The following is a 24,688-nucleotide window of genomic DNA, read 5'->3' as shown; positions in this document are numbered from 1 at the left end:
ACACGCGAAAGCCCCCGGTCTCCGGGGGCTTTCGTCGTCCCTGGCCGGTCGACGCGGGCCGGCGATCCGGTAGCGTGGCCGCATGTCGTCACGACCGGTCGTCACCCTCCGTCCGCGCAGAGAGGCCGATTTCGACGCTCTGTACGCGATCGCCGCGGACCTGGACAGCTGGGAGGAGCGCAGCCCCGGCCGGCCCGCCGTCCCCACGCGGGAGGCGTTCCTGGCGCGGCTGGCCGAGCGCGACGCCGCCGCGAACGGGAACCTCACCTTCGTGATCGACGTCGCAGGCGAGGCCGTCGGCACGGTGAACCTCTTCGACATCGACGAGGTCGCCCGGCACGCCGAGGTCGGGATCGCCGTGACGCCCTCGGCGCGCGGCACGGGCTTCGGCACCGAGGCCGTTGCACAGCTCGTCGAGTTCGCGTTCGTGCGCGGCAACCTGCGCCGCGTGCACCTCGAGGCGATCGCCTCGAACGCGGCGGCGCTGCGCGTCTACGAGAAGGCGGGCTTCGTCGTCGAGGGGCGTCAGCGCGAGCACGCCTGGGTGCGCGGCCGGTACGAGGACATCGTGCGGATGGGCCTGCTCCGGACCGACTGGCTCGCCCGCCGCGACGCCCGCGGCGACGCCGGCTGAACCGCGTCGCCGGACACGGCCGACCTGGCGGTTATGATGACGTCATGCGCGTGATGAACTCCTGGTGGTGGCTGCCCTAGCAGCCGCACGCGCACGATCGACCACTCACGCGGGCTGCATGGCGGCCCGCGTTCCTCATGTTCGCGCACCCCTGCAGCTCCTCGGCCCTGGGAGCAGACATGGACACCTTCACCGCCACCGCCGCGCGGACGACGCGGCTGCGATCCGAGATCGCCGCACATCCGGGACGGCATCGGATCCTGACCGGGGAGCGGCCGACCGGCCGGCTGCATCTCGGACACCTCTTCGGCACGATCCTGGAACGCGTGCGCCTGCAGCAGCAGGGGGTGGAGACCTTCGTGGTCCTCGCCGACTACCAGGTGATCACCGATCGGGACAGCCTCGGCGACGTCCGCGAGAACGTCGTCGAGGCGGTCAGGGACAATCTCGCCGCCGGGCTCGACCCCCGGCGCACCACGTTCTTCACGCACTCCGCCATCCCCGAGCTGAACCAGCTGCTGCTGCCGTTCCTCAGCCTGGTCACCGAGGCCGAGCTGCACCGCAATCCGACTGTGAAGGCGGAGGCCGAGGCGGCAGGGCGGGGGATCGGCGCGCTGCTGCTCACGTATCCCGTGCACCAGGCGGCGGACATCCTGTTCTGCAAGGGCGACCTCATCCCGGTCGGGAAGGACAACCTCCCGCATGTGGAGCTGACCCGCACGATCGCCCGGCGCTTCGACGAGCGGTACGGACCCGTGTTCCCGGTACCGGAGGCGCTGCTCACCGACACCCCCGAGCTGCCGGGACTCGACGGCCGGAAGATGTCGAAGAGCTACGGCAACGCGATCGCGCTCGGCGCGACCGAGGACGAGACGGCGGCAGCGATCCGCCGGGCGCGCACGGACTCGGAGCGGCTCATCGCGTTCGATCCCGAGCACCGTCCCGGCGTGTCCGGTCTGCTCGCGACGGCCGCCGTCTGCCGTGGCGTCGCGCCGGAGGATGTCGCGGCGGAGATCGGCACCGGAGGATCCGCCGCCCTCAAGCAGGTGACCGCGGAGTCGGTCAACGGGTTCCTGCGCGCGCACCGCGAGCGCCGGGCGCGGATCTCCCCGGACGAGGCCGCCGAGGTGATCCGCGCCGGCAACGCGCGGGCGAGGGAGATCGCGATCGCGACGCTCGACGAGGTCAGGGCAGCGATGGGCATGCGATACGGCTTCTGACCGGACCGCCGCTCAGCTCTGGGCAGAGGACGCCGTCTCCGTGGCGGCCGTCGCGCGCGCTCGACGGGCGCGGCGCAGGCGCAGGATGCCCCAGACCGCCAGCACCACCACGAGCGCGACCGCCAGCCAGGGGAGGAGGAAGCCGATCGCGATCACGAGCGCGTTCAGGGAGACGATCAGCCCGTGCCACCCGGCGGCGATCCCGTCCCCGAAGCCGGCGGGATCGGCGGTGGCAGGGGCCTCGCGCACGAGCGTCACCTGCACCGAGGACATGTCGACCTGCGACTCGAGGTCCTTGAGCTGCTGCTGCGCGGACTGCAGCTGCGCCTGACGATCGGTGAGCGCGGTCTCGGCGGCCAGCAGGTCTGCGACCGAGGAGGCCTGGGACATCAGTTGGGTGAGGCGGTCCACCGACGTGGTCAGGGACGACACCTGGGCGCGCAGGTCCGTGGTGGTCGCCGTCACGTCGTTCTGCCCGATCGAGGTCGACAGCACCGTGCCCTGGGTGCGCAGCGCGTCCATCACGGCGGTGAGATCGGCAGCAGGGACCCGCAGCGTCACCCAGCCGTCCGCCGGCGTCGGAACGATGCCGTCGCCGCCCCTGGCGGCCTGCGCGGATCCGATCTGCTGGCTCTCCACGAAACCGCCGTGCTTCTCGGCGAGGGCGCGGAGCCCGTCCGCGGCGGCGCGGACGTCCCTGACCTGCACGGTCGCAGAACCGGTCCGCACGATGTCGCGGGGCGTGGTGGCCGAGGAGGCGGAGCCGCCGGCCGTGGACGACGCCTGCGTCCCGGCGTCCGAGAGCGACTTCAGCGACGGCTGCGGCGCGCCTGCCGGCGCGGAGGAGACCGCGGACCCGGACGACGAGGAGCCCGTCATCGACAGCACCGACGGCGTGACGAGGACGCCCACGACGAACGCGGCGGCGATCCCTCCCGCCGTCAGCCAGCCGCGGCGGCGGGAGCGACGGCGTGCGGCGCCGCGGGCTCGGACGCCCGCCCGCTCGTCGGCGATCTCGGCGAACACGTCCTGCTCGATGCGGGCCACGACGTCGTCGGACAGCTCGGGGAGCTCCGGGGGAGTGGAAGAGCGGGTGGCGGTCATGATGCGGGTTCCGTTTCGGTCACAGCGCCGCGCAGACGGGTGCGTACGCGGGAGAGACGGTTGCGGACGACGCCGTGCCCGACGCCGAGCTCGGCGGCCGCGGCGCGGTAGTCGTAGCCCTCGGTGGCGCAGAGCCGGAAGATCTCGCGATCCAGGGCGCTCAGGCCACCGAGCTCCTGCGCGATCCGCGCCGCGAGCTCAGCGGTGATGACCTGCTGCTCCACGTCGATCAGCGACGGGATGCGCTCATCGGCCTCGTCGGTGGTGTGCGCGAGCTCGCGCTGCCGCCGGCGCAGGCGGTTGGCCGCCTGGAACCGGCAGATCGTGGCGAGCCACGGCAGCAGCGACTCCCCGGCCAGTTCCAGTCCGGGCAGCTTCCGCCACGCCACGACGAACGTCTCCTGGGTGACGTCCTCCGCGTCGGGGGCGCTGCCCAGGATGCCGTGCGCGATCCAGTAGACGGGGCGGGCGTATGCGCGGTACAGCGTGCGGAAAGCGTGCTCGCTCCCCGACGCCGCGCGCGCGACGAGCGCCGTGTCGCCTCGTGTCTGTGCCATGCGGGCTCCGTTCGGTGTCTCTCACTGTAGGAGTGTCGGCACCGCCGGATTCGTCTCAGGATCCGCCTGCGACGGATCCCGGCCTCAGCCCTTGCTGACGATCGGGACGTGCGGCTCGCGCTGATGGCGCAGCCAGATCGTCGACAGCGCCGGGATGGTCAGCGTCGCCTGCGGGGAGCCGTTCTCGATGTCCTTCGCGTACACCAGGCCGAGATTGCCCTCGCCGTGCCCGCCGAACTCGTGGGCGTCGGTGTTCAGCACCTCGGTCCAGCCCCCTGCGAGCGGCAGGTCGAGGCGCACCCCGTGCCGGGTGACCCCCGAGAAGTTGCTGACCACGGCGAGGTGCCCGCCGTGCGCGTCCCTGCGCACGAACGCGACGATGTTCGGATCCCAGTCCGGAGCGCCGATCCGCGTGAACGAGGAGCCGTCGTGATCGCGCTCCCACAGCGGCGCGTTCGCCCGGTAGGTGCGGTTCATCGCGCCGACGAAGTCCAGCAGCTGCCGGTGCGAGGGCTGGTCGAGAAGCCACCAGTCCAGGCCGCGGTCGACGGACCACTCCGAGAGCTGGCCGAACTCCTGCCCCATGAACAGCAGGTTCTTGCCCGGATGGCCCCACATGTAGCCGAGGTAGGCGCGCACGTTCGCGAGCTTGGCGGCGTGATCCCCTGGCATCTTCGACAGCAGGCTGCCCTTGCCGTGCACGACCTCGTCGTGGCTGATCGGCAGGATGTAGTTCTCGCCGAACGCGTACACGAACGAGAACGTCATCTCGCCCTGGTGGTGGCCGCGGTACAGCGGGTCGCGCTCGATGTACACGAGCGAGTCGTTCATCCAGCCCATGTTCCACTTGAACCCGAAGCCGAGGCCGCCGTGGCTGGTGGGCGCGGTGACGCCGGGGAAGCTGGTGGACTCCTCGGCGACCATCACGATGCCGGGGTGCGTGCGGTAGGCGGTCGCGTTGACCTCCTGCAGGAACCGGATCGCCTCGAGGTTCTCCCGGCCGCCGTGCACGTTCGGCTCCCACTCGCCCTCGTTGCGCGAGTAGTCCAGGTACAGCATCGACGCGACGGCGTCGACGCGCAGGCCGTCGGCGTGGAACTGGTCGAGCCAGTACAGCGCGTTCGCGACGAGGAAGTTGCGCACCTCGTTGCGGCCGTAGTCGAAGATCAGGGTGCCCCAGTCGCGGTGCTCGCCGCGGCGCGGATCCGGGTGCTCGTACACGGCCTGGCCGTCGAAGCGGGCCAGTGCGAACGAGTCCTTCGGGAAGTGCCCCGGCACCCAGTCGATGATGACGCCGATGCCGGCCTGGTGCAGCCGGTCGATCAGGTAGCGCAGGTCGTCCGGCTCGCCGAAGCGGTGCGTGGCGGCGTAGTAGCCGCTGACCTGATAGCCCCAGGATCCGCCGAACGGGTGCTCGGCGACGGGCATGAACTCGACGTGCGTGAAGCCGGTGGCCTCGACGTGCTCGATCAGCTCGTCGGCGATGTCCCGGTAGCCCAGCCCCGGCCGCCACGACCCGAGGTGCAGCTCGTAGACGCTCATCGGCTGCGCGACCGCGTGCGTCGCGGCGCGACGGGTCATCCAGGCGCCGTCGTTCCAGGTGTACTCGGACCGGGTCACGATCGATGCGGTCGCCGGCGGCGTCTCGGCGAGCTGCGCCATCGGATCCGCCTTCAGGATCCAGTCCCCGTTCGGCGTGAGGATCTCGTACTTGTAGTGCGCGCCGACGTCGACGCCCGGCAGGAACAGCTCCCAGATCCCGCTCGAGCCCATCGAGCGCATGGCGTCGAGGCGGCCGTCCCAGCCGTTGTGATCGCCGACTACGCGGACGGCGGCGGCGTGCGGCGCCCAGACGGCGAACGCGGTGCCGCGGTCGCCGTCGATGGTCCGCGGATGCGCCCCGAGCACCTCCCAGAGCCTTTCGTGCCGCCCCTCGCGGATCAGGTGCAGGTCGAGCTCGCCGACGGTGGGGAGGTGCCGGTACGCGTCGCCGGTCGACCAGTCCGGCGCGTCCTCGTAGGTGGCCTCGATGCGGTACGCACCCACCGGGCCGAGCACCTCTCCCTCCCAGATGCCGTTCGCGACGTGGGTGAGGGGCACGTCGATCCCGCCGTCCATCAGCACGGAGACGGTCTTGGCCAGCGGCCGCAGCGCGCGCACGATCGTGGAACGTCTTCCGCGGTCCTCCGGCTGCGGATGGGCGCCCAGCACGGAGTGCGGGTCGTGGTAGGAGCCCGAGGCCACGGCCTCGAGCACAGCGGAGTCGATCGCAGTGGTGATCATCGCTGCCCCTTCACATGGAGGATGTGCACCGGCTCGGTGAACGAGTCGAGGCGCACGAAGTTGTGATCCGTCCAGGTCCAGACGGATCCGGTGACGAGGTCTTCGACCTCGTACGCCGTCCCTGGCTCGACACCCCAGGCGAGGGTGTCGAGATGCACTGTGGTCTGCCGCACCGAGTGCGGGTCGACGTTGGCGACCACGATGATCGTGTCGCTGGTGTCCGTGCCGGTGAAGGGCGCGTCCAGGTGCTTCGAGAACACCATGATCGCGTCGTCGTCGCTCCAATGCACCCGCAGGTTGCGCAGCTGGCGCAGGGCCGGGTGCGCACGGCGGATCTCGTTGAGCCGGGTGAGGTACGGCGCCAGCGACCGGCCCTCCGCCTCCGCGGCGGCCCAGTCGCGGAACTTGTACTCGTACTTCTCGTTGTCGATGTTCTCCTCGGACCCCGGCCGGGCGACGTTCTCGAACAGCTCGTAACCCGCGTACACGCCGTACAGCGGCGCGCCGGTCGCCGCGATGGCCGCGCGGATCTTGTAGGCCGGCCGCCCGCCGAACTGCAGGTACTCGGTCAGGATGTCCGGGGTGTTCACGAACAGGTTCGGCCGCATGTAGTCGGCGGTCTCGTGCGCGACCGAGAGCAGGAACTCCTCCAGCTCGGCCTTCGTGTTGCGCCAGGTGAAGTAGCTGTAGCTCTGCTGGAAGCCGACGGCCGCGAGGCCGCGCATCGGCGCCGGCCGGGTGAACGCCTCGGCGAGGAACACCACGTCCGGGTGCTTCGTGTTCACGGTGCGGATCAGCCATTCCCAGAACCGCAGCGGCTTGGTGTGCGGGTTGTCCACGCGGAACGTCTTCACGCCCTGCGAGATCCAGTGCTCCACGATCCGCAGCACCTCGGTGTACAGCCCCACCGGATCGCGGTCGAAGTTCAGCGGGTAGATGTCCTGGTACTTCTTCGGCGGGTTCTCCGCATACGCGATCGTGCCGTCCGGCAGCTCGGTGAACCACTCCGGGTGCGCCTGCACCCACGGGTGGTCCGGCGCGGCCTGCAGCGCCAGGTCGAGCGCGACCTCGAGGCCCAGGCCGTTCGCCCTCTTCACGAAGGCGCGGAAGTCCGCGAGCGTGCCGAGGTCGGGGTGGATCGCGTCGTGGCCGCCCTCGGCGGCGCCGACGGCCCAGGGCGAGCCCGGGTCGCCTGGCTCGGTCGTGAGCGTGTTGTTGCGGCCCTTGCGGTTCAGCCGGCCGATCGGGTGGACGGGCGGCAGGTAGATCACGTCGAAGCCCATGCCGGCCACGCCGGGGAGGCGCTCGGCGGCGGTGGCGAAGGTGCCGCTCGCGACCGTGCCGTCCGCGTTCCTCACCGCGCCCTCGGAACGCGGGAAGAACTCGTACCAGGCCGCGGCGCCCGCGAGCGTCCGCTCCACGAGGATGCTCTGCCACGGCGTCGCCGAGTCCAGGGAGGCGATCGGCCGGTCCTGCAGCAGCGTCGCGAGCTCCGGGTCCGTCGCGATCGCGAGCGCCTCGTCGGCGGATCCGTCCTCGTCGGCCAGGGCGTCGGCGAACGCGGCCAGGCGCTTGCGCTCGGGCTTCGGCCGGTCCTTGTCCTTCGCGGCGCGTGCGAGCAGCTGAGCGCCCAGGGTGCGCACCAGCGGGACGTCGACGCCGGCCGGGATCTTCAGCTCCGCCGCGTGCGCCCAGGTCGCGAACTCGTCGGCGAACGCCTCGAACCGGAAGGTCCAGGTGCGCGTCTCGTCGAGCGCGACATCGACCTGCCAGCGGTCGCTGCCGTCGTTCAGCGGGGTGAGCCGGTGCAGGCTCTCCTCGCGCTGCGGGGTGCGCAGCCGCAGGTGCACGCCGATCAGGTCATGGCCCTCCCGGAAGGCGACCACCCGGAACGGCACGACCTCGCCCGCGAACGCCTTGGGGTGGAATCCCTCCGGAGCCGCGGGGGACGGATCCGCCAGCGGGATGCGCGTGGTCTGCGCATCCGCGGCGTCGGTCGTCGGCAGCGCGCGCACGGGGATCTGCGCGGTGCTGCGGAGAGCATCGGACCTGGACTGAGTGGCAGATCGATCGGACACACCCCGAACCTACCGCGCTTGGGCCGCGACGGAGGTAACAGCCACGTCACTCCGCGCGGAACAGCCTCATCGACGTCCCGGGAAGGGGCACCACGTCGCCGGGCTCGTGCACCGTCTCGACATCGCCCGGGCGCTCGTCGCCGCTCGACCACAGCGACACGTAGCGGGTGACGCCCTCGATCGCCGGCAGCGTGACGTCGACCGGGCTCTCGATGCCGTGCACCATGAGCAGGATCCGGTTGAACTCCTCGGTGTCCGGCGTGGACGCGGCGACGTACTGCAGGGTGCGGTTGCGCGGATCGTTCCACTGCTCGACGTCCATCGTGTCGCCGCGCTGGTCGAACCAGTCCATCACCGACGCGTTCGGGATGTGCTCGCCGAGCCGGGCGTACTTGAGGGGGCGCAGCGCCGGGTTCTCGGCGCGCAGTCGGGTGAGCCTCGCCACGTGCGCCTGGAGGTCCTGCTGCCACGACTCGTGATCCCAGTTCAGCCAGGTGAGCGGCGAGTCCTGGCAGTAGGCGTTGTTGTTGCCTCGCTGGGTGCGGCCGAACTCGTCGCCGGCGGTCAGCATCGGCACGCCGGCGGAGAGCATCAGCGTGCCGAGCAGGTTGCGCATGGCCTTGCGCCGCGCGGCGAGCACGAGCGGGTCGTCGGTCGGTCCCTCCACGCCGTGGTTGAAGGACCGGTTCATGTCGGCGCCGTCGCGGTTGTCCTCGCCGTTGGCCTCGTTGTGCTTGACGTCGTACGCGACGAGGTCGTGCAGGGTGAAGCCGTCGTGCGCGGTGACGAAGTTGATGCTCGCGAGCGGACCGCGCTCCTCGCTGTAGGTGTTGGCGGATCCGGCGAGCCGGTTCGCGAAGCCGCCGATGCCCACCGGCGCCGAGGCGCGCCTGGCGTAGTCGATGTCGCTGAGCCAGAAGTTGCGCACGCGGTCGCGGTAGCGGTCGTTCCACTCGCTCCAGCCGGCCGCGAAGTTGCCGGTCTGCCATCCGCCGAGGCCGAGGTCCCACGGCTCCGCGATGATCTTCGCGCCGGCGAGGGCCGGATCCGTGCGGATCGCCTGCAGCAGCGGGTGGTCGCGGTCGTACTCGTGCTGCGCGTCGCGGCCCAGGGCGACGGCGAGGTCGAAGCGGAAGCCGTCCACCTGCATCTCGTTCGTCCAGTACCGCAGCGAGTCCAGCACCAGGCGCGCGGCGGCCTCGGTCGACGTGTTCAGGGTGTTGCCGCACCCGGTGGTGTCGATGTACGCGCCGTCGGCCTGCTGCCGGTAGTACAGCGCGTTGTCGATGCCGCGGAAGCTGGAGCGCGGTCCGCCGATGCCCTCCTCGCTGGTGTGGTTGTACACGACGTCGAGGATCACCTCGATCCCGGCCTGGTGCAGCAGCTTGACCATGCCCTTGAACTCGGCCAGCACCGCCTCCGGGCCGCCCTTGCGCGCCGCCTCCGTGGCGTAGGCGGTGTGCGGGGTGAAGAAGTTCAGGGTGTTGTAGCCCCAGTAGTTCGTGAGACCGCGCTCCAGCAGACGCGGCTCGGGGACGAAGGCGTGCACGGGCAGCAGCTCGACGGAGGTGATGCCGAGGGACTGGAAGTGCTCGATCATCGCGGGGTGGGCGAGCCCGGCGTAGGTGCCGTGCAGGGCCGGGGGCACCCCGGGGTGGCGTTTCGTCAGTCCCTTGACGTGGCCCTCGTAGAGGACCGTCCGGTCCAGGGGGATGCGCGGCTTGACGATGTCGCCCCAGTCGAAGCCGTCCGCGATGACGACCGACCGCCATTCCTCGTACCCGTCGCCCTGGGCGAGCCCGCGGGCGTACGGGTCGAGCAGGAGGGTCTCGGAGTTGAACGTGTTCCCCGAGGCGTGCGGTCCGTCCACGCGGAGGGCGTAGCGGGTCCCCTGGCGGAGCAGCTCCGTGCTGACCTCCCACACCCCGGCCGAGGTGCGCTCGAGGGGCAGATGCGCGGTCTCCCAGTCCAGGTCGGTCTCGTCGAAGATCACCAGCTCGATCGAGCCCGCGTTCTGCGACCACACACGCAGGGTGGCGACGCCATCGTGCAGACGGACCCCGAGATCGTCGAACTCGGGGCTGCAGAGGGTGCAGGCGATGTCGGCGGTCGGGCTCTCAGCCACCGTTCCATGCGGACACATGAGGGACAGGATACGCGGAGCCGGGCGGTCTTGACGCGACCGGGTTCCGCGATCCCCGCGACCCAGTCCCAGAAATGGGCGAAATCGGCGATCCGGCGGGGGTGCGACGCCCTTCCGGAGGCACGGCCCGAGACCACTCGGGGGGTGGGAGAGTGGAGGCGTGCACTACCTCGACCACGCCTCGACCACCGATCTGCACCCCGCAGCGGCGCAGGAGTGGGCGCGCGTGGCGGCGGAGACCGGGAACGCCTCCTCGACGCACGGCGCAGGTCAGCGTGCACGGCGGATCCTCGAGGAGTCCCGCGAGCGCCTGGCGGTGCTGCTCGGCTGCGACCCGATCGAAGTCGTCTTCACGTCGGGGGGCACGGAGTCCGTCAACCTCGCGATCCAGGGCCTGTGGCGCTCACGTCCCGGGGATGCGGACGCGATCGTGCTGCCGGACGGAGAGCATCACGCGACGCTCGACACCGTGGCCGCGCTCGCCGCGGACGGCGCGCGGGTGCTGCCGGTCCCGCTCGACGCGGTGGGGCGGATCCCGGTGCCGGGCTTCACCGCGGCGGTGACGGGTCCGCGGGTGGCGCTCGCGACGGCCCTTGTGGCGAACAACGAGGTCGGCACGATCAACGACGCCTCCGCACTGGCCGCTGCGGCCGCGACGGCGGGTGTCCCGCTGCACTTCGACGCGGTCGCCGCGTTCGGGCACCTGCCGCTGTCGTTCTCCGCGCTCCGCGGTGACGCCGGACCCGGGACGGGGCTCGTCGCGCTCAGCGTCGCCGGCCACAAGGTCGGCGCCCCGGCGGGCACCGGAGCGCTCGTCGTCGCGCGCACCGCCCGGCTCTCCCCGCTGCTGCACGGCGGCGGACAGCAGCGCGGTCTGCGCTCCGGCACGCAGGACGTGGCGGGGGCTGCGGCGTTCGCGGTCGCCGCCGAGGCCGCGGAGAGGCAGCGCGGCCGGGAGAGCGCGCGCCTCGCGGCGCTGCGCGACGAGCTCGTGGCCGGGGTGCGCGCGCAGGTGCCCGGTGCGGTGCTGCTGGGGGACCCGGATCCGGCGGGCCGGCTCCCCGGCAATGCGCACCTGCTGTTCCCCGGTGCGCCGAGCGAGAGCCTGCTGTTCCTGCTCGATCAGGCCGGGATCTCCGCGTCGGCGGGATCCGCCTGCCAGGCCGGCATCGCCGAGCCGTCGCACGTCGTACGGGCGCTCGGCCGCAGCGAGGCCGAGGCGCGCAGCGTGATCCGGTTCACGCTCGGCCGCACGTCCACCGCCGAGGACGTCGGCGCCGTGCTCGCCGTGATCGGCGATGCGTACCGGCGGGCGTCCGGCTCCTCCGCCGGTCGCTGAGCGGGCGAAGCGGGACGAGAAGGTCGATCGCGCCCCGCGCGCGCCCAGCGTCCCGCTCGTACACTGGATCCATGCGTGTGCTGGCGGCGATGAGCGGGGGAGTGGACTCCGCGGTGGCCGCCGCGCGCGCGGTCGAGGCCGGTCACGAGGTCGTCGGCGTGCATCTCGCGCTGTCCCGCGCGGGCGGCACCCTGCGCACCGGCAGCCGCGGCTGCTGCACGATCGAGGACGCGATGGACGCCCGCCGTGCGGCCGACCTGCTCGGGATCCCGTTCTACGTGTGGGACTTCTCGGAGCGCTTCCGCGAGGACGTGATCGAGGACTTCGTGTCCGAGTACCGCGCGGGGCGCACCCCGAACCCGTGCCTGCGCTGCAACGAGAAGATCAAGTTCGCCGCCCTGNNCGAGCTCGGCTTCGACGCGGTGTGCACCGGCCATTACGCGACGCTGGTCGACGGCGAGGGCGGACTCGAGCTGCACCGCGCCTCCGACGCCGCGAAGGACCAGTCCTACGTGCTCGGCGTGCTCACGGCCGAGCAGCTCGCGCACACGTACTTCCCGCTCGGATCCACGCCGTCCAAGGCGCTCGTGCGCGCCGAGGCCGCCGAGCGCGGCCTCGGCGTCGCGCAGAAGCCGGACAGTCACGACATCTGCTTCATCCCGGACGGCGACACCCGCGGCTGGCTGGCCGAGAAGGTCGGAGCGGAGCAGGGCGAGATCGTCGACCGCACCGGCGCGGTGGTCGGATCCCATGAGGGGGCGCACGCGTTCACGGTCGGTCAGCGCCGCGGGCTGCGTCTCGGAGTCCCCGCTCCCGACGGCAAGCCGCGGTTCGTGCTCGAGGTGCGGCCCGTCTCCAACACGGTGGTGGTCGGCCCGAAGGAGGCGCTCGCGATCGCCGAGATCTCCGGAGAACGCCGCTCCTGGGCCGGCTCTGCTCCGACCGAGGACGAGTTCGCGTGCGAGGTGCAGATCCGCGCGCACGCGGATCCGGTGCCCGCGCGCGCGTTCGTGTCGCACGAGGCGGTCACGGTCGTCCCGGATCAGCCGCTGGACGGCGTCGCGCCAGGGCAGAGCGCCGTGCTGTACGTCGGGACCCGCGTGCTCGGGCAGTTCACGATCGACCGCACGGTCTCGGCGGTTCCGGTCGGAGCCTGACGCGAACCCGCCCGCAGCGTGCTGATCGTCGACCGGCTCTCCAACGCGGCGCCCGCACGGAGCTGAGTCAGCCCCGCCCGATCGCGTGCGAGGCCTGGGCGACCGCGAGCAGCCGCAGCAGCAGGCGGGAGTCGGCGTACACGCCACGGGCCACGAAGGTGGCGAGTCGGTCCGCGGTCGGTCCGTCGCCGGAGCCGGGCTCGCCGTCGAGGCCGCGCGAGAGCTCCAGCTCATAGCGGGCCACCGTGTCCGCGGCGCGCGCGTAGACGAGGACGGTCTCCAGGTCGGAGCGGATGCCCCATCGGGAGATCGTGCTCAGGTCGCGGTCGAGCGCCGCGACGGTGTCGGCCGCGGCGGGGGACCAGCCCATCGCGGTGACGACGTCCTGGGCGGTGAGCCGGGCGGGGGCGTCGGAGGCGTCCGCATCCGAGTCCGCCGACGGAGACTCCGGCGTCCGGGACAGCCCGAGCACGGCCGACTGCACCACGCCCATGACGGTGGCCGGATCGGCAGTGCGCACCGCGTCGACGACCTCCCGCACGGTCTCCACGGGCACCCCGACCATCTGCCGCAGTGCATGGATCAGCCCGAGCCGGTCCACATGCGACTGGTCGTACTCGGCGGTGGTGGCGTTGCGCTTCTCACCCGGGTCGAGCAGTCCTTCGCGCAGGTAGTACTTGATCGTGCTCACGGGCGTGCCGCTCCGGGTGCTGAGCTCTTGAAGCTTCACGGCGGCTCCTCGTCGGTCGGGGGGAGAGGCATTGGATAGCGGAAGGGCGGTTCGCTCTCCACGGTGAAACAGATCGGATAGTACGGCTATCTTAGTGAATCCGCCGTCATCGACAAGGAGACCACGTGGTCACGCTTCCGATCCTCGCCATCGCCCTGATCCTGGGCAGGCTGGTGCTGTTCGTCCACCTGCACCTCGCGCACCGCGAGTTCAGCCCGCTGCGCAACACCGTGAGCGACTACGGCACGGGGGCGACCCGGCGCGAGTACACCCTGATGAGCGTCCTCTCGCTGCCCGCGTACGCGCTGGTCCTGACCGCCTGCGCGGTCGCCGCCGTCGGCCCGGCCTGGGCCCTCGTCGCCGGGTGGGTCGGCGTCCTCGCGGGCGCGGCGATGCTGTTCTTCCCCACGGACCTCACCGGAACGAAGATGACCGCCACCGGCGTCGCGCACTGGGTGCTCGCGGTGGTCCAGTTCGCCGGGCTTTTCGTGCTGATGACGAACCTCGCGGTGCCGGGCGGCCTGTCGCCGGTGCCGTTCGAGGTGATCACCTGGATCGTGCGGGTGTCGTTCTACGCCTTCCTCATCACGCTCGTGATCCCGCGCCTGCGCCGCACTCTGATCGGCCTGACCGAGCGCGCCTTCCTCACCGCGACGCCGATCTGGTTCCTGATCGTCGCGCTCTACCTGATCGGGCCGCGATGACCGGATCGGCCGGGCAGGCGCTCTGCACGATGGGCAGAACTCCCCATCGACAGCGGTGGGCCGCTCGATGAGCATGGGGAGCGCACAACCGAACCGGAATCGCCGTGCCGCCGGCGGCCGTGCGGTCCTCGATCGCGTATTGCCGCACGTGGCGGCGCCGTTCCGAGCCGTCGAGGAGGGGGAGCACATGCCACGGACCACCCAGGGACGCCGGAGAGCGGGATCCACATCCCGCAGAGTCGTCGCCGTGCTCGGCCTGTCCGCGGTGATGGCGTGCACGGCACCCGTCGGCGCGTTCGCCGCCGCATCGCCTCCGCCGAATCCCGATATGCCGTATCAGGCCACCGTCGCCTTTCGGGTCAGCGGCATCGACATCGTCGAGGCGAAGTTCACGGTGCTGACCGTCGCACGGATCAAGGGCGCCACCGTCCTGTACTACGCGCTGACCGACGCCGAACCGGGCGGCGACGCCTGGGTCCTGGCGTTCCACGAGCATCTCGGCACTCCGTACCGGCCCGGAGCCGCCTCCGAGATCGGCCTGATCGACGCACCCGATCAGCGGTACTACATGCCGTTGTCCGCCGGACGGGACTGCCTGTGCTCGAGTCCCGGGGACCTGCAGCCGAAGCAGGGCACCGCCGACCCGGTCGTCGGCTATGCGGTGATGCCCGAGCTTCCTGCGTCCGTGCATCACGTCAGCGTGCAGGTCGGGGGCAACGTGATCATCCCGGATGTGCCCGTCGCCGCCACCGCGCCGAAAGGCGGGACGATGAGTCCGCCGGTGCGACTCGGATCCTGGCCCGCCTTGCCCGCGCAGTCCCGGATCGCGAGTGCGGATCCGAAGCTCGTCACCCTCGATCTCGCAGCGAACACCGCCGACCCGCAGAAGTCGGTCTCCACCGACGCCACCTCCACGAGCGTGTCCCTCAACTCCGACGTGCTCTTCGAGTTCGGCAAGCACGACCTGACGGCACAGGCCGGGGCCACCCTGGCCGAGGTCGCGGCCGACATCGACAAGAACGCGACGGGCGAGGTCTCGATCACCGGGTACACCGATTCCGTGGGAACCGACGCGGACAACCAGGTGCTCTCGGAGCAGCGCGCGCAGACGGTGCGCGCCGCACTCGCACCGCTCGTGAAGAACCCGTCGGTCACGTTCACGACGGCGGGCAAGGGGGAACAGGATCCGGTGGCCGACAACGGCACGGACCAGGGCAGGGCGCTGAACCGGCGCGTGACGATCTCGTACGCCACGAAGGGGGAGAAATGAGCCGAGGAGCACTGATCCCGGTTGCGGCCGCCGCGGCCCTGTCGATCGCGCTGGCCGGATGCACATCGAGTCCCGCGCCGAAGCCGTCGCCGACCGCGTCGGGATCGAGCACGCTCAGCGCCGCCGACGTGGCGGCGAAGATCGCCGCGGCCAAGCCGTCCACCGCCTCCATCGCGCACGTGACGGGCACGCTGGCGACCTCGGGCGTCGGCGTGCGCATCGACGTGGAGCAGGTGCGCGCCCTGGCCGACTCCACGATGATCGTGTGGCGCCTGTCGACCGCGTCCGGAACGAAGCAGGACGTGTCGACCTTCCAGTTCGCGGTCGCGCCCGACACCGACGGCCGCAACATCGCCCTCTCCGTCGGCGGCGGCGCCACCACGGTGCGGCCCTACACGTTCCGGTACCAGAACCGCACGGGCCAGGGATCCTCATGCCTGTGCGGCGACATCGGACCGGACACGGACGGCACCGGTCAGCAGCTGTACGCGCTGATGCCGCCCCTGCCCGCCGGAACGAAGACCGTGGACGTGTCCATGCCCGGGTTCGACGTGATGAAGGACGTGCCGGTGTCGCGCTGAAGATCGGGCGGGCGGGGGACTGACGATCAGGCGACTCTGTGATGATGGGTCTCACCCGAGCAGGAGGATCCGCATGACGAGGACGTACATCCGCGACTTCCACGGCGACGATCTCGACCAGATCGTGCGCCTGTGGGGCCAGGTCACGCGCGAGAACGAGTGGCCGATCTACTCGCTCGCCGAGGTGATCGCCTCCTGCCAGCAGGACCACGCGGTGGTCGCGGTGCAGGGCGACGTGCTGGTCGGCGCGGCGGTCGGAAGGGCGGCGCACGCGCAGGGCTGGATCGTGTTCTTCGGGATCGCCGCGGCCGACGGGTCGTCCGACGTGAGCGCGTCCCCGCTGCACGCGCTCGAGCGCCGGATGGCGCCGCTCGGGCTCGCGAAGCTCTCGATCCTGATCCCCGAGGAGGACGGTCTCGACGCGTTCACCGGGAACGGCTTCGAGGTGCACCACTCGGTGCGGTACCTCGAGCGGGACATGCCCATCCAGCGCCGGGAGATCGAGTCCCTCAAGGAGGTGGGCGGACGGATCCTGCCCCCGCACCTGTGGGACCGGGTGGCGGGGATGTCGCACGAGAAGTCGTTGCTCAAGGAGCGCCTGGTGACGCCGCTCGCACGCCCCGAGCTCGCCGAGCGCTTCGGCGTTGTGCCGCCGCGTGCCGTGATGCTGTTCGGTCCTCCCGGCACGGGCAAGACGACGTTCGCGCGGGCCGTCGCCTCCCGGCTCGACTGGCCCTTCGTCGAGCTGTTCCCGTCGCGCCTCGCCGACGGCGGGACCGGGCTCGCGGGAGCGCTGCGGGCGTCGTTCGAGACGATCGACGAGCTCGAGCACGCGGTCGTCTTCATCGACGAGGTCGAGGAGATCGCCTCCCGCCGCGGTGGCACACCGCCCTCGCCGACCCAGGGCGTGACGAACGAGCTGCTCAAGCTCGTGGCCGACTTCCGCGACCGCGAGGGGCGGATCCTGATCTGCGCCACCAACTTCATCCGCGCTCTCGACGCGGCGTTCCTGCGGCACGGGCGCTTCGACTACGTGATCCCGATCGGCCTTCCCGACGCCGAGGCGCGCCGGGCCATCTGGGCGCGGTACATCCCCTCGGAATCCGCCGTCGGGGTGGACCTCGACCGGCTGGTCGCGGCCAGCGACGGCCTCACCCCGGCCGACATCGAGTTCGCCGCCCGTCGCGCCTCGCAGGAGGCTCTCGCACGCGCCCTGCGCGAGGGCGATGAGGCCTCCGCGCTCACCACCGACGACTACGCCCGAGCGCTCGGCGGCACCAGGGCGACGGTCTCGGCCGCGGAGATCGACGAGTTCCAGGCCGACATCGAGACTCTCGCCCGGCTCTGATCCGGTATATCTCGACCCGCGACCTATCCGGGGCCCGAAGGGCGGGTCTACGCTTCGGCCATGAACCCGATCCGCTTTTCCGGGCGCCGCCGGCTGCTGGCGCTCGCCGCAGCCGCCGTCGCCCTGCTGACGCTCCCGCTGGGAGTCGCGTCGGCCGCTGCGGCACAGCCGCAACCGGTCGCCAGATACGTCGCCCTCGGCGACTCCTATGCGGCCGGGCAGGGGACCGGGGACTATCTCGACCTCGCCTGCTTCCAGAGCACCGAGGGCTATCCGGCGCTGCTCGACGCGACGCCCAGGATCAGTCTGCTCCGCGACTCGTCCTGCTCCGGATCGACCATCGCCGAGGTCGCCGCGACCCAGCTGGGCCAGCTCAACCGCGGCACCACCCTGGTCACGATCACCGCGGGGGCCAACGATCTCGGCATCGCCCAGGTGTACGCCGCCTGTGCTGCGGACATGACCTCGCCCGGCTGTCAGCAGGCGATCGCCGTGGCTCGGAGCACGATCCCGACCGTCGGACCCGCCATGGCCGGACTCATCGCCGCGGTCCAGGCGCGCTCGCCCGAGGCGAGGATCGTCGTCACCGGCTATCCGCTGCCGTTCTCCGGGGTCTACGCTCAGGCGGTGTATCTCGCGGACGTCGTCGATCAGGCCACGACCGCGCTCGACGCCCAGCTCGCCGGTGCCGTGCAGCTGTCTGCCGGCGCGGGTTCGACCGTCCGCTTTGCGACGGTGTCCTTCGGCGACCACGCGATCGGCGGGGCCTCAGAGCCGTGGATCGGGGGCGACGTGACGGTTCCGGTCGATTTCCTGCACCCGACCGCGGCCGGCTACCTCGCGTACCGGGACGCGATCCTCGCGACGCTCGGGTAGGTCTCAGGACGACGGGGCCGGGATCGGGTGGATGACGCCAGACCCCGGCCCTTCGCACGCCGACTCGGGATGTCGCACCCCGCTCGTAGACTCGACACGTGCCGGAGAACATCTCGCTGGAAGCCGCCCGTGTCGAGGCCGAGGAGCTGACCACCCGCATCCTGGGGGCCAAGGACGCCTATTACGGACGCGACACCTCGCTCGTCGACGACGCGACCTACGACGGCTGGATGCGCCGGCTCGAGGAGCTCGAGCGGCTGCACCCCGAGCTGCAGGGGCAGGACTCGCCGACCCAGATGGTCGGTGCGGCCGAGGCGACGGGGCTCGCGACCATCGAGCACGCCGAGCGGATGCTCAGCCTCGACAACGTGTTCTCGGTCGACGAGCTGCGCGAGTGGGCGGCGAAGACGCGAGCGGCGGCGGGGCGCGACGTGGCCTGGCTCACCGAGCTCAAGATCGACGGGCTCGCGATCAACCTGCGCTACGAGAACGGGGTGCTGACCTCCGCGGCCACCCGCGGCGACGGGCGGGTCGGCGAGATCGTGACCGAGAACGCCCTGCGCGTCGCGGGGATCCCGGAACGGCTGAGCGGATCCGGTCACCCTGCGCTCGTCGAGGTGCGCGGAGAGGTGTTCATCCCGGTCGCGGCGTTCGAGCGGCTCAACGCCGCGCAGGCGGCGTTCCGCGACCGTGCCTACGTGGAGGCGCGGGAGCGCTTCGAAGCGCGCGGAGGGGCGAAGAAGCCGTTCGACGACGAGAAGGCCCGCACCGCGGCTGCCCGGCGCTTCCCGTCCTTCGCGAATCCGCGCAACGCCGCGAGCGGCGGCCTGCGTCAGCAGCTCGACAAGAAGACCGGGATGGAGCTCGAGGCGGGGCTGCTCCGGATCGAATCGCTGGCCCTGTACGTGCACGGCGTGGGAGCGTGGCCGGATCCGCCCGTCGCCGCGCAGAGCCAGGTCTACGAGCTGCTGTCGACCTGGGGGCTGCCCACGAGCCCGCACACGAAGGTGTGCGCCACGATCGACGAGGTCACGGAGTTCGTGGCCTACTTCGGCGAGCACCGGCACGACATCGAGCACGAGCTCGACGGCATCGTGGTCAAGGTCGACGAGCTCGAGCTGCACGACGAGCTCGGTGCGACCAGCCGCGCGCCGCGCTGGGCGATCGCGTACAAGTACCCGCCCGAGGAGGTGCAGACGAAGCTCCTCGACATCGTCGTCTCGGTCGGCCGCACGGGCCGCGCCACGCCGTTCGCGGTCATGGCGCCCGCACAGGTGGCCGGCAGCGTGGTGCGGCAGGCGACCCTGCACAACAAAGACGTGGTCAAGGCCAAGGGCGTGCTGATCGGCGACACGGTCGTGCTGCGCAAGGCCGGGGATGTGATCCCCGAGGTGCTCGGTCCCGTCGTCGAGCGGCGTGACGGCACCGAACGCGAGTTCGTGATGCCGGAGCGGTGCCCCGAATGCGGTTCGGTCCTCGCCCCGGCCAAGGAGGGCGACATCGACCTGCGCTGCCCGAACACGCGCTCCTGCCCGGCGCAGGTGCGCGGCCGGGTGGAGCACATCGGATCCCGCGGGGGGCTGGACGTCGAGGCGCTCGGCGAGGTCACCGCCGCGGCGCTCACCCAGCCGAGCCATCCCGCCGTGCCGCCGCTGGAGACCGAGGCGGGGCTGTTCACGCTCACGCTCGACCAGCTCGTGCCGATCGAGGTCGTCGTGCGCGACGCCGAGACCGGGCTGCCGAAGGAGGACGACGACGGGATCGTGAAGACCCGCGCGCCGTTCCGGCGCAACCCGACCGCCGCCGAGAAGAAGGACGGGATCGACGGCCCGCAGCCGTCGTCGCAGGCGGTCAAGCTGCTCGCGGAGCTCGAGAAGGCCAAGACCAAGGAGCTGTGGCGGCTGCTGGTCGCCCTGAACATCCGGCACGTCGGGCCGGTCGCGGCCCGTGCCCTGGCGCAATGGTTCGGCTCCCTGGACGCGATCCGCGCGGCGACCAGGGAGGAGCTCGCCGCGGTCGAGGGAGTCGGCGGCATCATCGCCGACTCGCTGCTGGACTGGTTCGAGGTGGACTGGCACCAGGACATCGTGCGCCGCTGGGCGGACGCGGGCGTGCAGTGGGCGACGCCGGGACACCCCGGCCCCGGCGCCGCAGCGGCCGCAGGAGGCGTGCTCGACGGGCTCACGGTCGTCGCGACCGGCTCGCTCGAGGGATACACCCGGGAGGGCGCTCAGGAGGCGATCATCAAGGCCGGGGGGAAGGCCGCGTCGAGCGTCTCGAAGAAGACCGATTTCGTGGCCGCCGGTCCCGGCGCGGGATCCAAGCTGGCGAAGGCTGAGGAGCTCGGGCTGCGGATCCTCGATGCCGCCCAGTTCCACGTTCTCGTGACGGAAGGGCCGGAAGCGCTGGGCTGACAGATCCTCGAGCGGATCAGCCATTTCCTTTCGAATCGGTCCACTATTCTTCGAATATATCTGCTAAACTGGAGATATGAGATCCACCGGCAGGCAGCGGCGCGAAGAGGCGCTCCCGAGCGCTGATGTGCGTCGGGGGACGGTCGATGAGACCTTCGTCGCGGCGCGACTGCGGGAGCTCGTGTGCGAGGACGAGGCGGCGCTCAACCGCCGTGCCGTCTGGCGCGCCGAGGGGATCTGCGAGGTGATCGCGCACACGCGGCGGCACCCGGAGATCTACACGGTCGGCGAGGCCCCGGACGACGTCGATCACGCCGTGCGCGCAGCCGTGTTCGATCTCTCGCTTCGGCTGCAGACCTCCGAGGACGAGGTGCGCCGGCTGATCTGCACGGCCGACACGGCACGCGAGTCGCTGCCGCTGCTGTGGGATCGTGCCAGGAGCGGCCTCGCGCCGATGCGGTTCGTGGACGCCGCGGTCGGCTCCGCCCTGCGGCTGCGCGCTCGCGTGGGCGCCACCGAGGAGCAGCAGGACTACGCCGCAGAGGCGACCGCGCTGATCGACCGGGCGAGCGCGGAGTGGGCGCTGTCCCTCCCGCTGACGGCCTTCCGGCGTCGGCTGAAGACGCTCACGGAGCGGCTCGATCCGGCTCCGGCCGAAGAGCGCCACGTCCGCGGCTTGGCCGATCGCCGCGTGGTCGTGGAGGACGCCGAGGACGGCATGTCCTGGATCATGGCACTCGTCCCGACCGTCAAGGCGGTCGCGATCCGGCGTCGGCTGACCTCATCCGCCAAGCATCTGCAGAAGGATCGGCGAGAAGGGCGGACCCGGGACCAGATCCGGTCCGACCTGCTCAGCGACTGGCTGTGCGGCGTGGGCACGACGACCGCGGTGAAGACGACGGTGTTCGTCACGGTTCCCGTCGGTCTGCTGGCGGGGGAGTGCACCGGCCTTGCCGGTGACGCGGGTGGCGCAGCGGGCCTGGCGCGGCTGGTCCCGGGGGAGGCGCTGAACCCGATCACGGCTCTCGACCAGGCGCAGCTTGTCGGCCACGGTCCGATCGATCCCCTCACGGCCCGGCAGGCGTTCCTCGACGCGCCGGCTTTCCGCCGGGTGATCACGGATCCGGTCCATGGGGTCGTGCTCGACATGGACCGGCGCACCTATCGCCCCACCAAGGCGCAGCGGGACTGGCTGGTGCTGCGGCACGGCACGTGCGCGCGGGACGGTTGCACGCGCCTGGCACTCGACGCCGATCTCGATCATGAGTGCATGTGGGCGCATGGCGGCCGCACCGATGTCGGCAACCTCCGCCCGCTCTGCCCCGCCGACCATGTGCGCAGTCACCGCACGCGGATCCGCTACCGCAGCAGACCGGAGCGCTCGGTCGAGGTGGTCATGCCCACCGGCTTCCGCACGACCGTCCCGCCGCCGTTCTGATCGGCTCGCCGCACGATCGCCGTTGGCCTGGGCCTGGGCCTGGGCCGGATGCCGCTCGTCGAGGTGCCGGGCTCCGGCGTACGCGGCGCGTAAGGTACCCGAGGGAGGAGACGCGATGACGGGCGGGATCGAGCTTGTGCCGACAGTGATCGGCGTGCTCGTGCTCGCCGCGATCGCCACCGCGGCGCTGATCGCGTTCCGGGTCCCCGGCCGATGGACGCCCGCGCTCGCGATCCTGCGCGGCGCGGTGCAGCTGGCCGTGATCAGCGTGATTCTCACCGGCATCGTGTCCCAGCCGGTCTGGATCTGGGCCGCGCTGCTGGTCATGTTCGGGATCGCCACCGGCGTCGCGGTGCGCCGGACGGGCGGCGGACGGCGCACGGTGCTGATCATGGCGACCTCGATCGGCGCCGGGGCGGTCGTCTCGATCGGGACGGTGTTCGCGACCGGCGCCCTGCAGCCCACGGCGCGCTATCTGCTCGCGATCGGGGCGATCCTGATCGGCAACTCCATGAGCATCGCCACGCTCGCCGGGCGCCGGTTCACCGCGTCGGTGGTCGATCGCTGGGAGGAGGTCGAGGGCTGGCTCGCGCTCGGCGCCACACCGCGGCGGTCCACCCTGGATCTCGCCAGGCGCGCCGTGCGTGAAGCGCTGATCCCGTCGATCGACCAGACCAAGACCACCGGGCTCGTGGTGCTGCCCGGCGCGTTCGTCGGCGCGATCTTCGGCGGTCTCTCACCCCTCGAGGCCGGTCGGTTCCAGATCGTCGTGCTCGCGGCGATCATGGCGGCAGGTGCCGTCACCGCCGTGCTGATCGCGACCTGGCTCGGACCGGTGCGCACGAAGCCGGTCGTCGCTGCCTGACACAGCACCGGGCGTGAGCGAGGCGCGGTGCGCCCGGATCGCCTCGGTCTCGGACGTCGAGGGGAGGCGGCCCGAGCGTCCTCAGTCCTTGTGGCGGGGCTTGCGAGCGGGGCGGTCGTCGGACGGACGGTCTTCACGGGGGCGGTCGTAGCTGCGATCGTCACGGCGGGGGCGATCCCCGGCTCCGCGATCGTCCCGACGCGGGCCGCGGCCGGGACGTCCGCTGTCGCGCTGGATCTCGATCAGGCGTCCGGAGATGCGGGTGTCGCGCAGCTTGTCCAGGACGGACGAGTCCAGATTCGCCGGCAGCTCGACGATCGAGAAGTCCGGGCGGATGGTGATCGCGCCGAAGTCGTCACGGCCCAGCCCGCCCTCGTTCGCGAGCGCTCCGACGATCTGGCGCGGCTCGACGCGGTGCCGGCGGCCGACCTCGATCCGGTACGGCGTGTAGTCGCCGCGGCTGCGCCGCTCCGGACGTGCGCCGCGCTCATCGCGGTCGCGGGAGCCGACGCGCCCGCCTTCGCGGGGCGTCCGCTCCGGCCTGTTGTCTGCGGCGACGGCGCGGGAGAGCGGGTCGTTCTGCGGATCCAGCAGCAGCGGCGTCTCGCCCTGGGCGACGATCGCGAGCGCGGCGGCGACATCGCCCTCTGGCACGTCGTGGTTGCGGACGTAGTGCGCGATGATGTCGCGGAAGCCCTCGATGCGCGAGGTCTCCTCGAGCGCCGCGGTGATCGCGTCGTCGAAGCGCGCCAGTCGCGTGCTGTTCACGTCCTCCGTGGTGGGCAGCTGCATCTGGGTCGGCTGCTGCCGGGTGGCACGCTCGATGTGCTTGAGCAGGTACCGCTCGCGCGGCGTGATGAAGCTGATCGCATCGCCGGAGCGGCCCGCGCGGCCGGTGCGGCCGATGCGGTGCACGTACGACTCGGTGTCGGTCGGGATGTCGAAGTTCACGACGTGGCTGATCCGCTCCACGTCCAGACCGCGGGCTGCGACGTCGGTGGCGACGAGGATGTCGAGCTTGCCGTCCTTGAGCTGCCCGACGGTGCGCTCGCGCTGCGGCTGCGGAATGTCGCCGTTGATCGCGGCGGCCGAGTAGCCGCGGGCGCGCAGCTTCTCGGCGAGCGTCTCGGTCTCGTTCTTGGTGCGGACGAACACGATCATGCCCTCGAAGTTCTCCACCTCGAGGATCCGGGTGAGGGCGTCCACCTTCTGCGCGTAGGAGACGACCAGGTAGCGCTGCGTGATGTTCGCGGCGGTCGTGGTCTTGCCCTTGACCGAGATCTCCTCGGGATCGTGCAGGTACTGCTGTGCGAGCCGGCGGATGGTGGCAGGCATGGTCGCCGAGAACAGTGCGACCTGCTTGTCCGCCGGGGTCTGCGCGAGGATCTGCTCCACGTCTTCCGCGAAGCCCATCTTCAGCATCTCGTCGGCCTCGTCGAGCACGAGGTTCTTGAGCTCCGACAGGTCCAGGGTGCCCTTGGCGAGGTGGTCCATGATGCGGCCGGGGGTGCCGACGACGATGTGCACGCCGCGGCGGAGGGCGGACAGCTGCACGCCGTAGCCCTGGCCGCCGTAGACGGGCAGCAGGTGCACGCCGGGGATCTGCGCGGCGTACGACTCGAACGCCTCAGCGACCTGCAGCGCCAGCTCGCGGGTCGGGGCGAGCACGAGCGCCTGCGGCTTCTTCTGCTGCAGATCCAGGTTCTCCAGGATCGGCAGGGCGAAAGCGGCTGTCTTGCCGGTGCCGGTCTGCGCGGTGCCGAGCACGTCGCGTCCGCCCAGCAGGAGCGGGATGGTCTCGCGCTGGATCGCGGAGGGCGACTCGTAGCCGAGGGCCTTGATCGCGGCGAGGACGGGCCCGGTGATCCCCAGTTCTTCGAATCCGGGGGTGGGGAGGTCTTCGGGGGCGTCTGCGGGCGTCACGGCATCATCGGTCACTTCCCAACC

General features: G+C 71.4%; 19 protein-coding genes. 12 read left to right on the top strand and 7 right to left on the bottom strand.

The window, feature by feature from the left end; genetic code table 11:
* Window positions 1–82: 82 nt before the first annotated feature.
* Together ACTJJZ_RS07325 and trpS are read left to right on the top strand one after the other, a co-directional pair.
* On the top strand, window positions 83–634 hold the full coding sequence (locus ACTJJZ_RS07325; protein ID WP_440720523.1) for a GNAT family N-acetyltransferase: 552 nt from the start codon (window positions 83–85) through the stop codon (window positions 632–634).
* A gap of 179 nt (window positions 635–813) precedes the next feature.
* A complete protein-coding gene (trpS, locus tag ACTJJZ_RS07320; protein ID WP_440720522.1) occupies window positions 814–1,854 on the top strand; it encodes a tryptophan--tRNA ligase in 1,041 nt (346 codons plus the stop codon).
* Window positions 1,855–1,866: 12 nt separating this feature from the next.
* Here trpS and ACTJJZ_RS07315 read toward each other — a convergent pair whose 3' ends face one another.
* The 5 genes from ACTJJZ_RS07315 to glgX form a co-directional block, all read right to left on the bottom strand.
* Complete coding sequence (locus tag ACTJJZ_RS07315) at window positions 1,867–2,958, bottom strand: DUF4349 domain-containing protein (protein WP_440720521.1); 1,092 nt, start codon at window positions 2,956–2,958, stop codon at window positions 1,867–1,869.
* Window positions 2,955–3,515 carry an RNA polymerase sigma factor gene (locus tag ACTJJZ_RS07310; RefSeq protein ID WP_440720520.1) on the bottom strand — a complete coding sequence of 187 codons (561 nt, stop codon included), beginning with the start codon at window positions 3,513–3,515 and terminating at the stop codon, window positions 2,955–2,957. The genes ACTJJZ_RS07315 and ACTJJZ_RS07310 overlap by 4 nt, the downstream gene beginning before the upstream one ends.
* A gap of 84 nt (window positions 3,516–3,599) precedes the next feature.
* Window positions 3,600–5,798, bottom strand: coding sequence for a 1,4-alpha-glucan branching protein GlgB (glgB, locus tag ACTJJZ_RS07305; RefSeq protein WP_440720519.1), 2,199 nt, complete (start codon window positions 5,796–5,798; stop codon window positions 3,600–3,602).
* Entirely contained in the window at window positions 5,795–7,759 is a 1,965-nt protein-coding gene (locus ACTJJZ_RS07300) for a maltotransferase domain-containing protein (protein ID WP_440720690.1), read from the bottom strand. Before ACTJJZ_RS07300 ends, glgB begins: the two co-directional genes overlap by 4 nt.
* Window positions 7,760–7,922: 163 nt before the next feature.
* Window positions 7,923–10,019 carry a glycogen debranching protein GlgX gene (gene glgX / locus ACTJJZ_RS07295; protein ID WP_440720518.1) on the bottom strand — a complete coding sequence of 699 codons (2,097 nt, stop codon included), beginning with the start codon at window positions 10,017–10,019 and terminating at the stop codon, window positions 7,923–7,925.
* Window positions 10,020–10,179: 160 nt separating this feature from the next.
* Here glgX and ACTJJZ_RS07290 point away from each other — a divergent pair, with 160 nt between their 5' ends.
* Together ACTJJZ_RS07290 and mnmA are read left to right on the top strand one after the other, a co-directional pair.
* Window positions 10,180–11,358: a cysteine desulfurase family protein gene (locus ACTJJZ_RS07290; protein ID WP_440720517.1), complete on the top strand. Its 1,179-nt coding sequence runs from the start codon at window positions 10,180–10,182 to the stop codon at window positions 11,356–11,358.
* A gap of 71 nt (window positions 11,359–11,429) precedes the next feature.
* Window positions 11,430–12,515: a tRNA 2-thiouridine(34) synthase MnmA gene (gene mnmA / locus ACTJJZ_RS07285; RefSeq protein ID WP_440720516.1), complete on the top strand. Its 1,086-nt coding sequence runs from the start codon at window positions 11,430–11,432 to the stop codon at window positions 12,513–12,515.
* A gap of 67 nt (window positions 12,516–12,582) precedes the next feature.
* Here the strand turns inward: mnmA and ACTJJZ_RS07280 are convergent, their stop codons facing one another.
* Complete coding sequence (locus tag ACTJJZ_RS07280) at window positions 12,583–13,245, bottom strand: MerR family transcriptional regulator (RefSeq protein WP_440720515.1); 663 nt, start codon at window positions 13,243–13,245, stop codon at window positions 12,583–12,585.
* A gap of 125 nt (window positions 13,246–13,370) precedes the next feature.
* On the opposite strand from ACTJJZ_RS07280, the gene ACTJJZ_RS07275 reads away from it, so the two are divergent.
* From ACTJJZ_RS07275 to ACTJJZ_RS07240, 8 genes are all read left to right on the top strand, one after another.
* The gene (locus ACTJJZ_RS07275; protein WP_440720514.1) at window positions 13,371–13,949 is read left to right on the top strand and encodes a DUF998 domain-containing protein; all 579 of its coding nucleotides are present in this window, start codon (window positions 13,371–13,373) and stop codon (window positions 13,947–13,949) included.
* A 187-nt stretch (window positions 13,950–14,136) separates the two neighbouring features.
* Entirely contained in the window at window positions 14,137–15,219 is a 1,083-nt protein-coding gene (locus ACTJJZ_RS07270) for an OmpA family protein (RefSeq protein ID WP_440720513.1), read from the top strand.
* Entirely contained in the window at window positions 15,216–15,800 is a 585-nt protein-coding gene (locus ACTJJZ_RS07265; protein ID WP_440720512.1) for a hypothetical protein, read from the top strand. Before ACTJJZ_RS07270 ends, ACTJJZ_RS07265 begins: the two co-directional genes overlap by 4 nt.
* A 73-nt stretch (window positions 15,801–15,873) precedes the next feature.
* The gene (locus ACTJJZ_RS07260) at window positions 15,874–17,148 is read left to right on the top strand and encodes an ATP-binding protein (protein WP_440720511.1); all 1,275 of its coding nucleotides are present in this window, start codon (window positions 15,874–15,876) and stop codon (window positions 17,146–17,148) included.
* Between the two features lie 60 nt (window positions 17,149–17,208).
* Complete coding sequence (locus tag ACTJJZ_RS07255; protein WP_440720510.1) at window positions 17,209–18,024, top strand: SGNH/GDSL hydrolase family protein; 816 nt, start codon at window positions 17,209–17,211, stop codon at window positions 18,022–18,024.
* Window positions 18,025–18,122: 98 nt separating this feature from the next.
* Complete coding sequence (gene ligA / locus ACTJJZ_RS07250; RefSeq protein WP_440720509.1) at window positions 18,123–20,438, top strand: NAD-dependent DNA ligase LigA; 2,316 nt, start codon at window positions 18,123–18,125, stop codon at window positions 20,436–20,438.
* Window positions 20,439–20,514: 76 nt separating this feature from the next.
* Window positions 20,515–21,876, top strand: coding sequence for a hypothetical protein (locus ACTJJZ_RS07245; protein ID WP_440720508.1), 1,362 nt, complete (start codon window positions 20,515–20,517; stop codon window positions 21,874–21,876).
* Window positions 21,877–21,991: 115 nt separating this feature from the next.
* Complete coding sequence (locus ACTJJZ_RS07240; RefSeq protein WP_440720507.1) at window positions 21,992–22,741, top strand: ABC transporter permease; 750 nt, start codon at window positions 21,992–21,994, stop codon at window positions 22,739–22,741.
* Between the two features lie 81 nt (window positions 22,742–22,822).
* Here ACTJJZ_RS07240 and ACTJJZ_RS07235 read toward each other — a convergent pair whose 3' ends face one another.
* A complete protein-coding gene (locus ACTJJZ_RS07235; RefSeq protein WP_440720506.1) occupies window positions 22,823–24,679 on the bottom strand; it encodes a DEAD/DEAH box helicase in 1,857 nt (618 codons plus the stop codon).
* Between the last annotated feature and the right edge of the window lie 9 nt (window positions 24,680–24,688).

Origin of the sequence: Microbacterium sp. 22242 (assembly GCF_052045495.1) — a bacterium.
In the GTDB taxonomy this organism is placed as follows: Bacteria; Actinomycetota; Actinomycetes; order Actinomycetales; family Microbacteriaceae; genus Microbacterium.
This window is presented reverse-complemented; position numbering and strand designations above follow the sequence as displayed.

Excerpts from the sequence above, each read along its gene's own strand:
- ACTJJZ_RS07325 (WP_440720523.1), top strand. The coding sequence starts at position 83 with ATGTCGTCACGACCGGTCGTCACCCTCCGTCCGCGCAGAGAGGCCGAT.
- trpS (WP_440720522.1), top strand. The coding sequence starts at position 814 with ATGGACACCTTCACCGCCACCGCCGCGCGGACGACGCGGCTGCGATCC.
- ACTJJZ_RS07315 (WP_440720521.1), bottom strand. The coding sequence starts at position 2,958 with ATGACCGCCACCCGCTCTTCCACTCCCCCGGAGCTCCCCGAGCTGTCC.
- ACTJJZ_RS07310 (WP_440720520.1), bottom strand. The coding sequence starts at position 3,515 with ATGGCACAGACACGAGGCGACACGGCGCTCGTCGCGCGCGCGGCGTCG.
- glgB (WP_440720519.1), bottom strand. The coding sequence starts at position 5,798 with ATGATCACCACTGCGATCGACTCCGCTGTGCTCGAGGCCGTGGCCTCG.
- glgX (WP_440720518.1), bottom strand. The coding sequence starts at position 10,019 with ATGTGTCCGCATGGAACGGTGGCTGAGAGCCCGACCGCCGACATCGCC.
- ACTJJZ_RS07270 (WP_440720513.1), top strand. The coding sequence starts at position 14,137 with ATGCCACGGACCACCCAGGGACGCCGGAGAGCGGGATCCACATCCCGC.
- ACTJJZ_RS07265 (WP_440720512.1), top strand. The coding sequence starts at position 15,216 with ATGAGCCGAGGAGCACTGATCCCGGTTGCGGCCGCCGCGGCCCTGTCG.
- ACTJJZ_RS07260 (WP_440720511.1), top strand. The coding sequence starts at position 15,874 with ATGACGAGGACGTACATCCGCGACTTCCACGGCGACGATCTCGACCAG.
- ACTJJZ_RS07255 (WP_440720510.1), top strand. The coding sequence starts at position 17,209 with ATGAACCCGATCCGCTTTTCCGGGCGCCGCCGGCTGCTGGCGCTCGCC.
- ACTJJZ_RS07245 (WP_440720508.1), top strand. The coding sequence starts at position 20,515 with ATGAGATCCACCGGCAGGCAGCGGCGCGAAGAGGCGCTCCCGAGCGCT.
- ACTJJZ_RS07240 (WP_440720507.1), top strand. The coding sequence starts at position 21,992 with ATGACGGGCGGGATCGAGCTTGTGCCGACAGTGATCGGCGTGCTCGTG.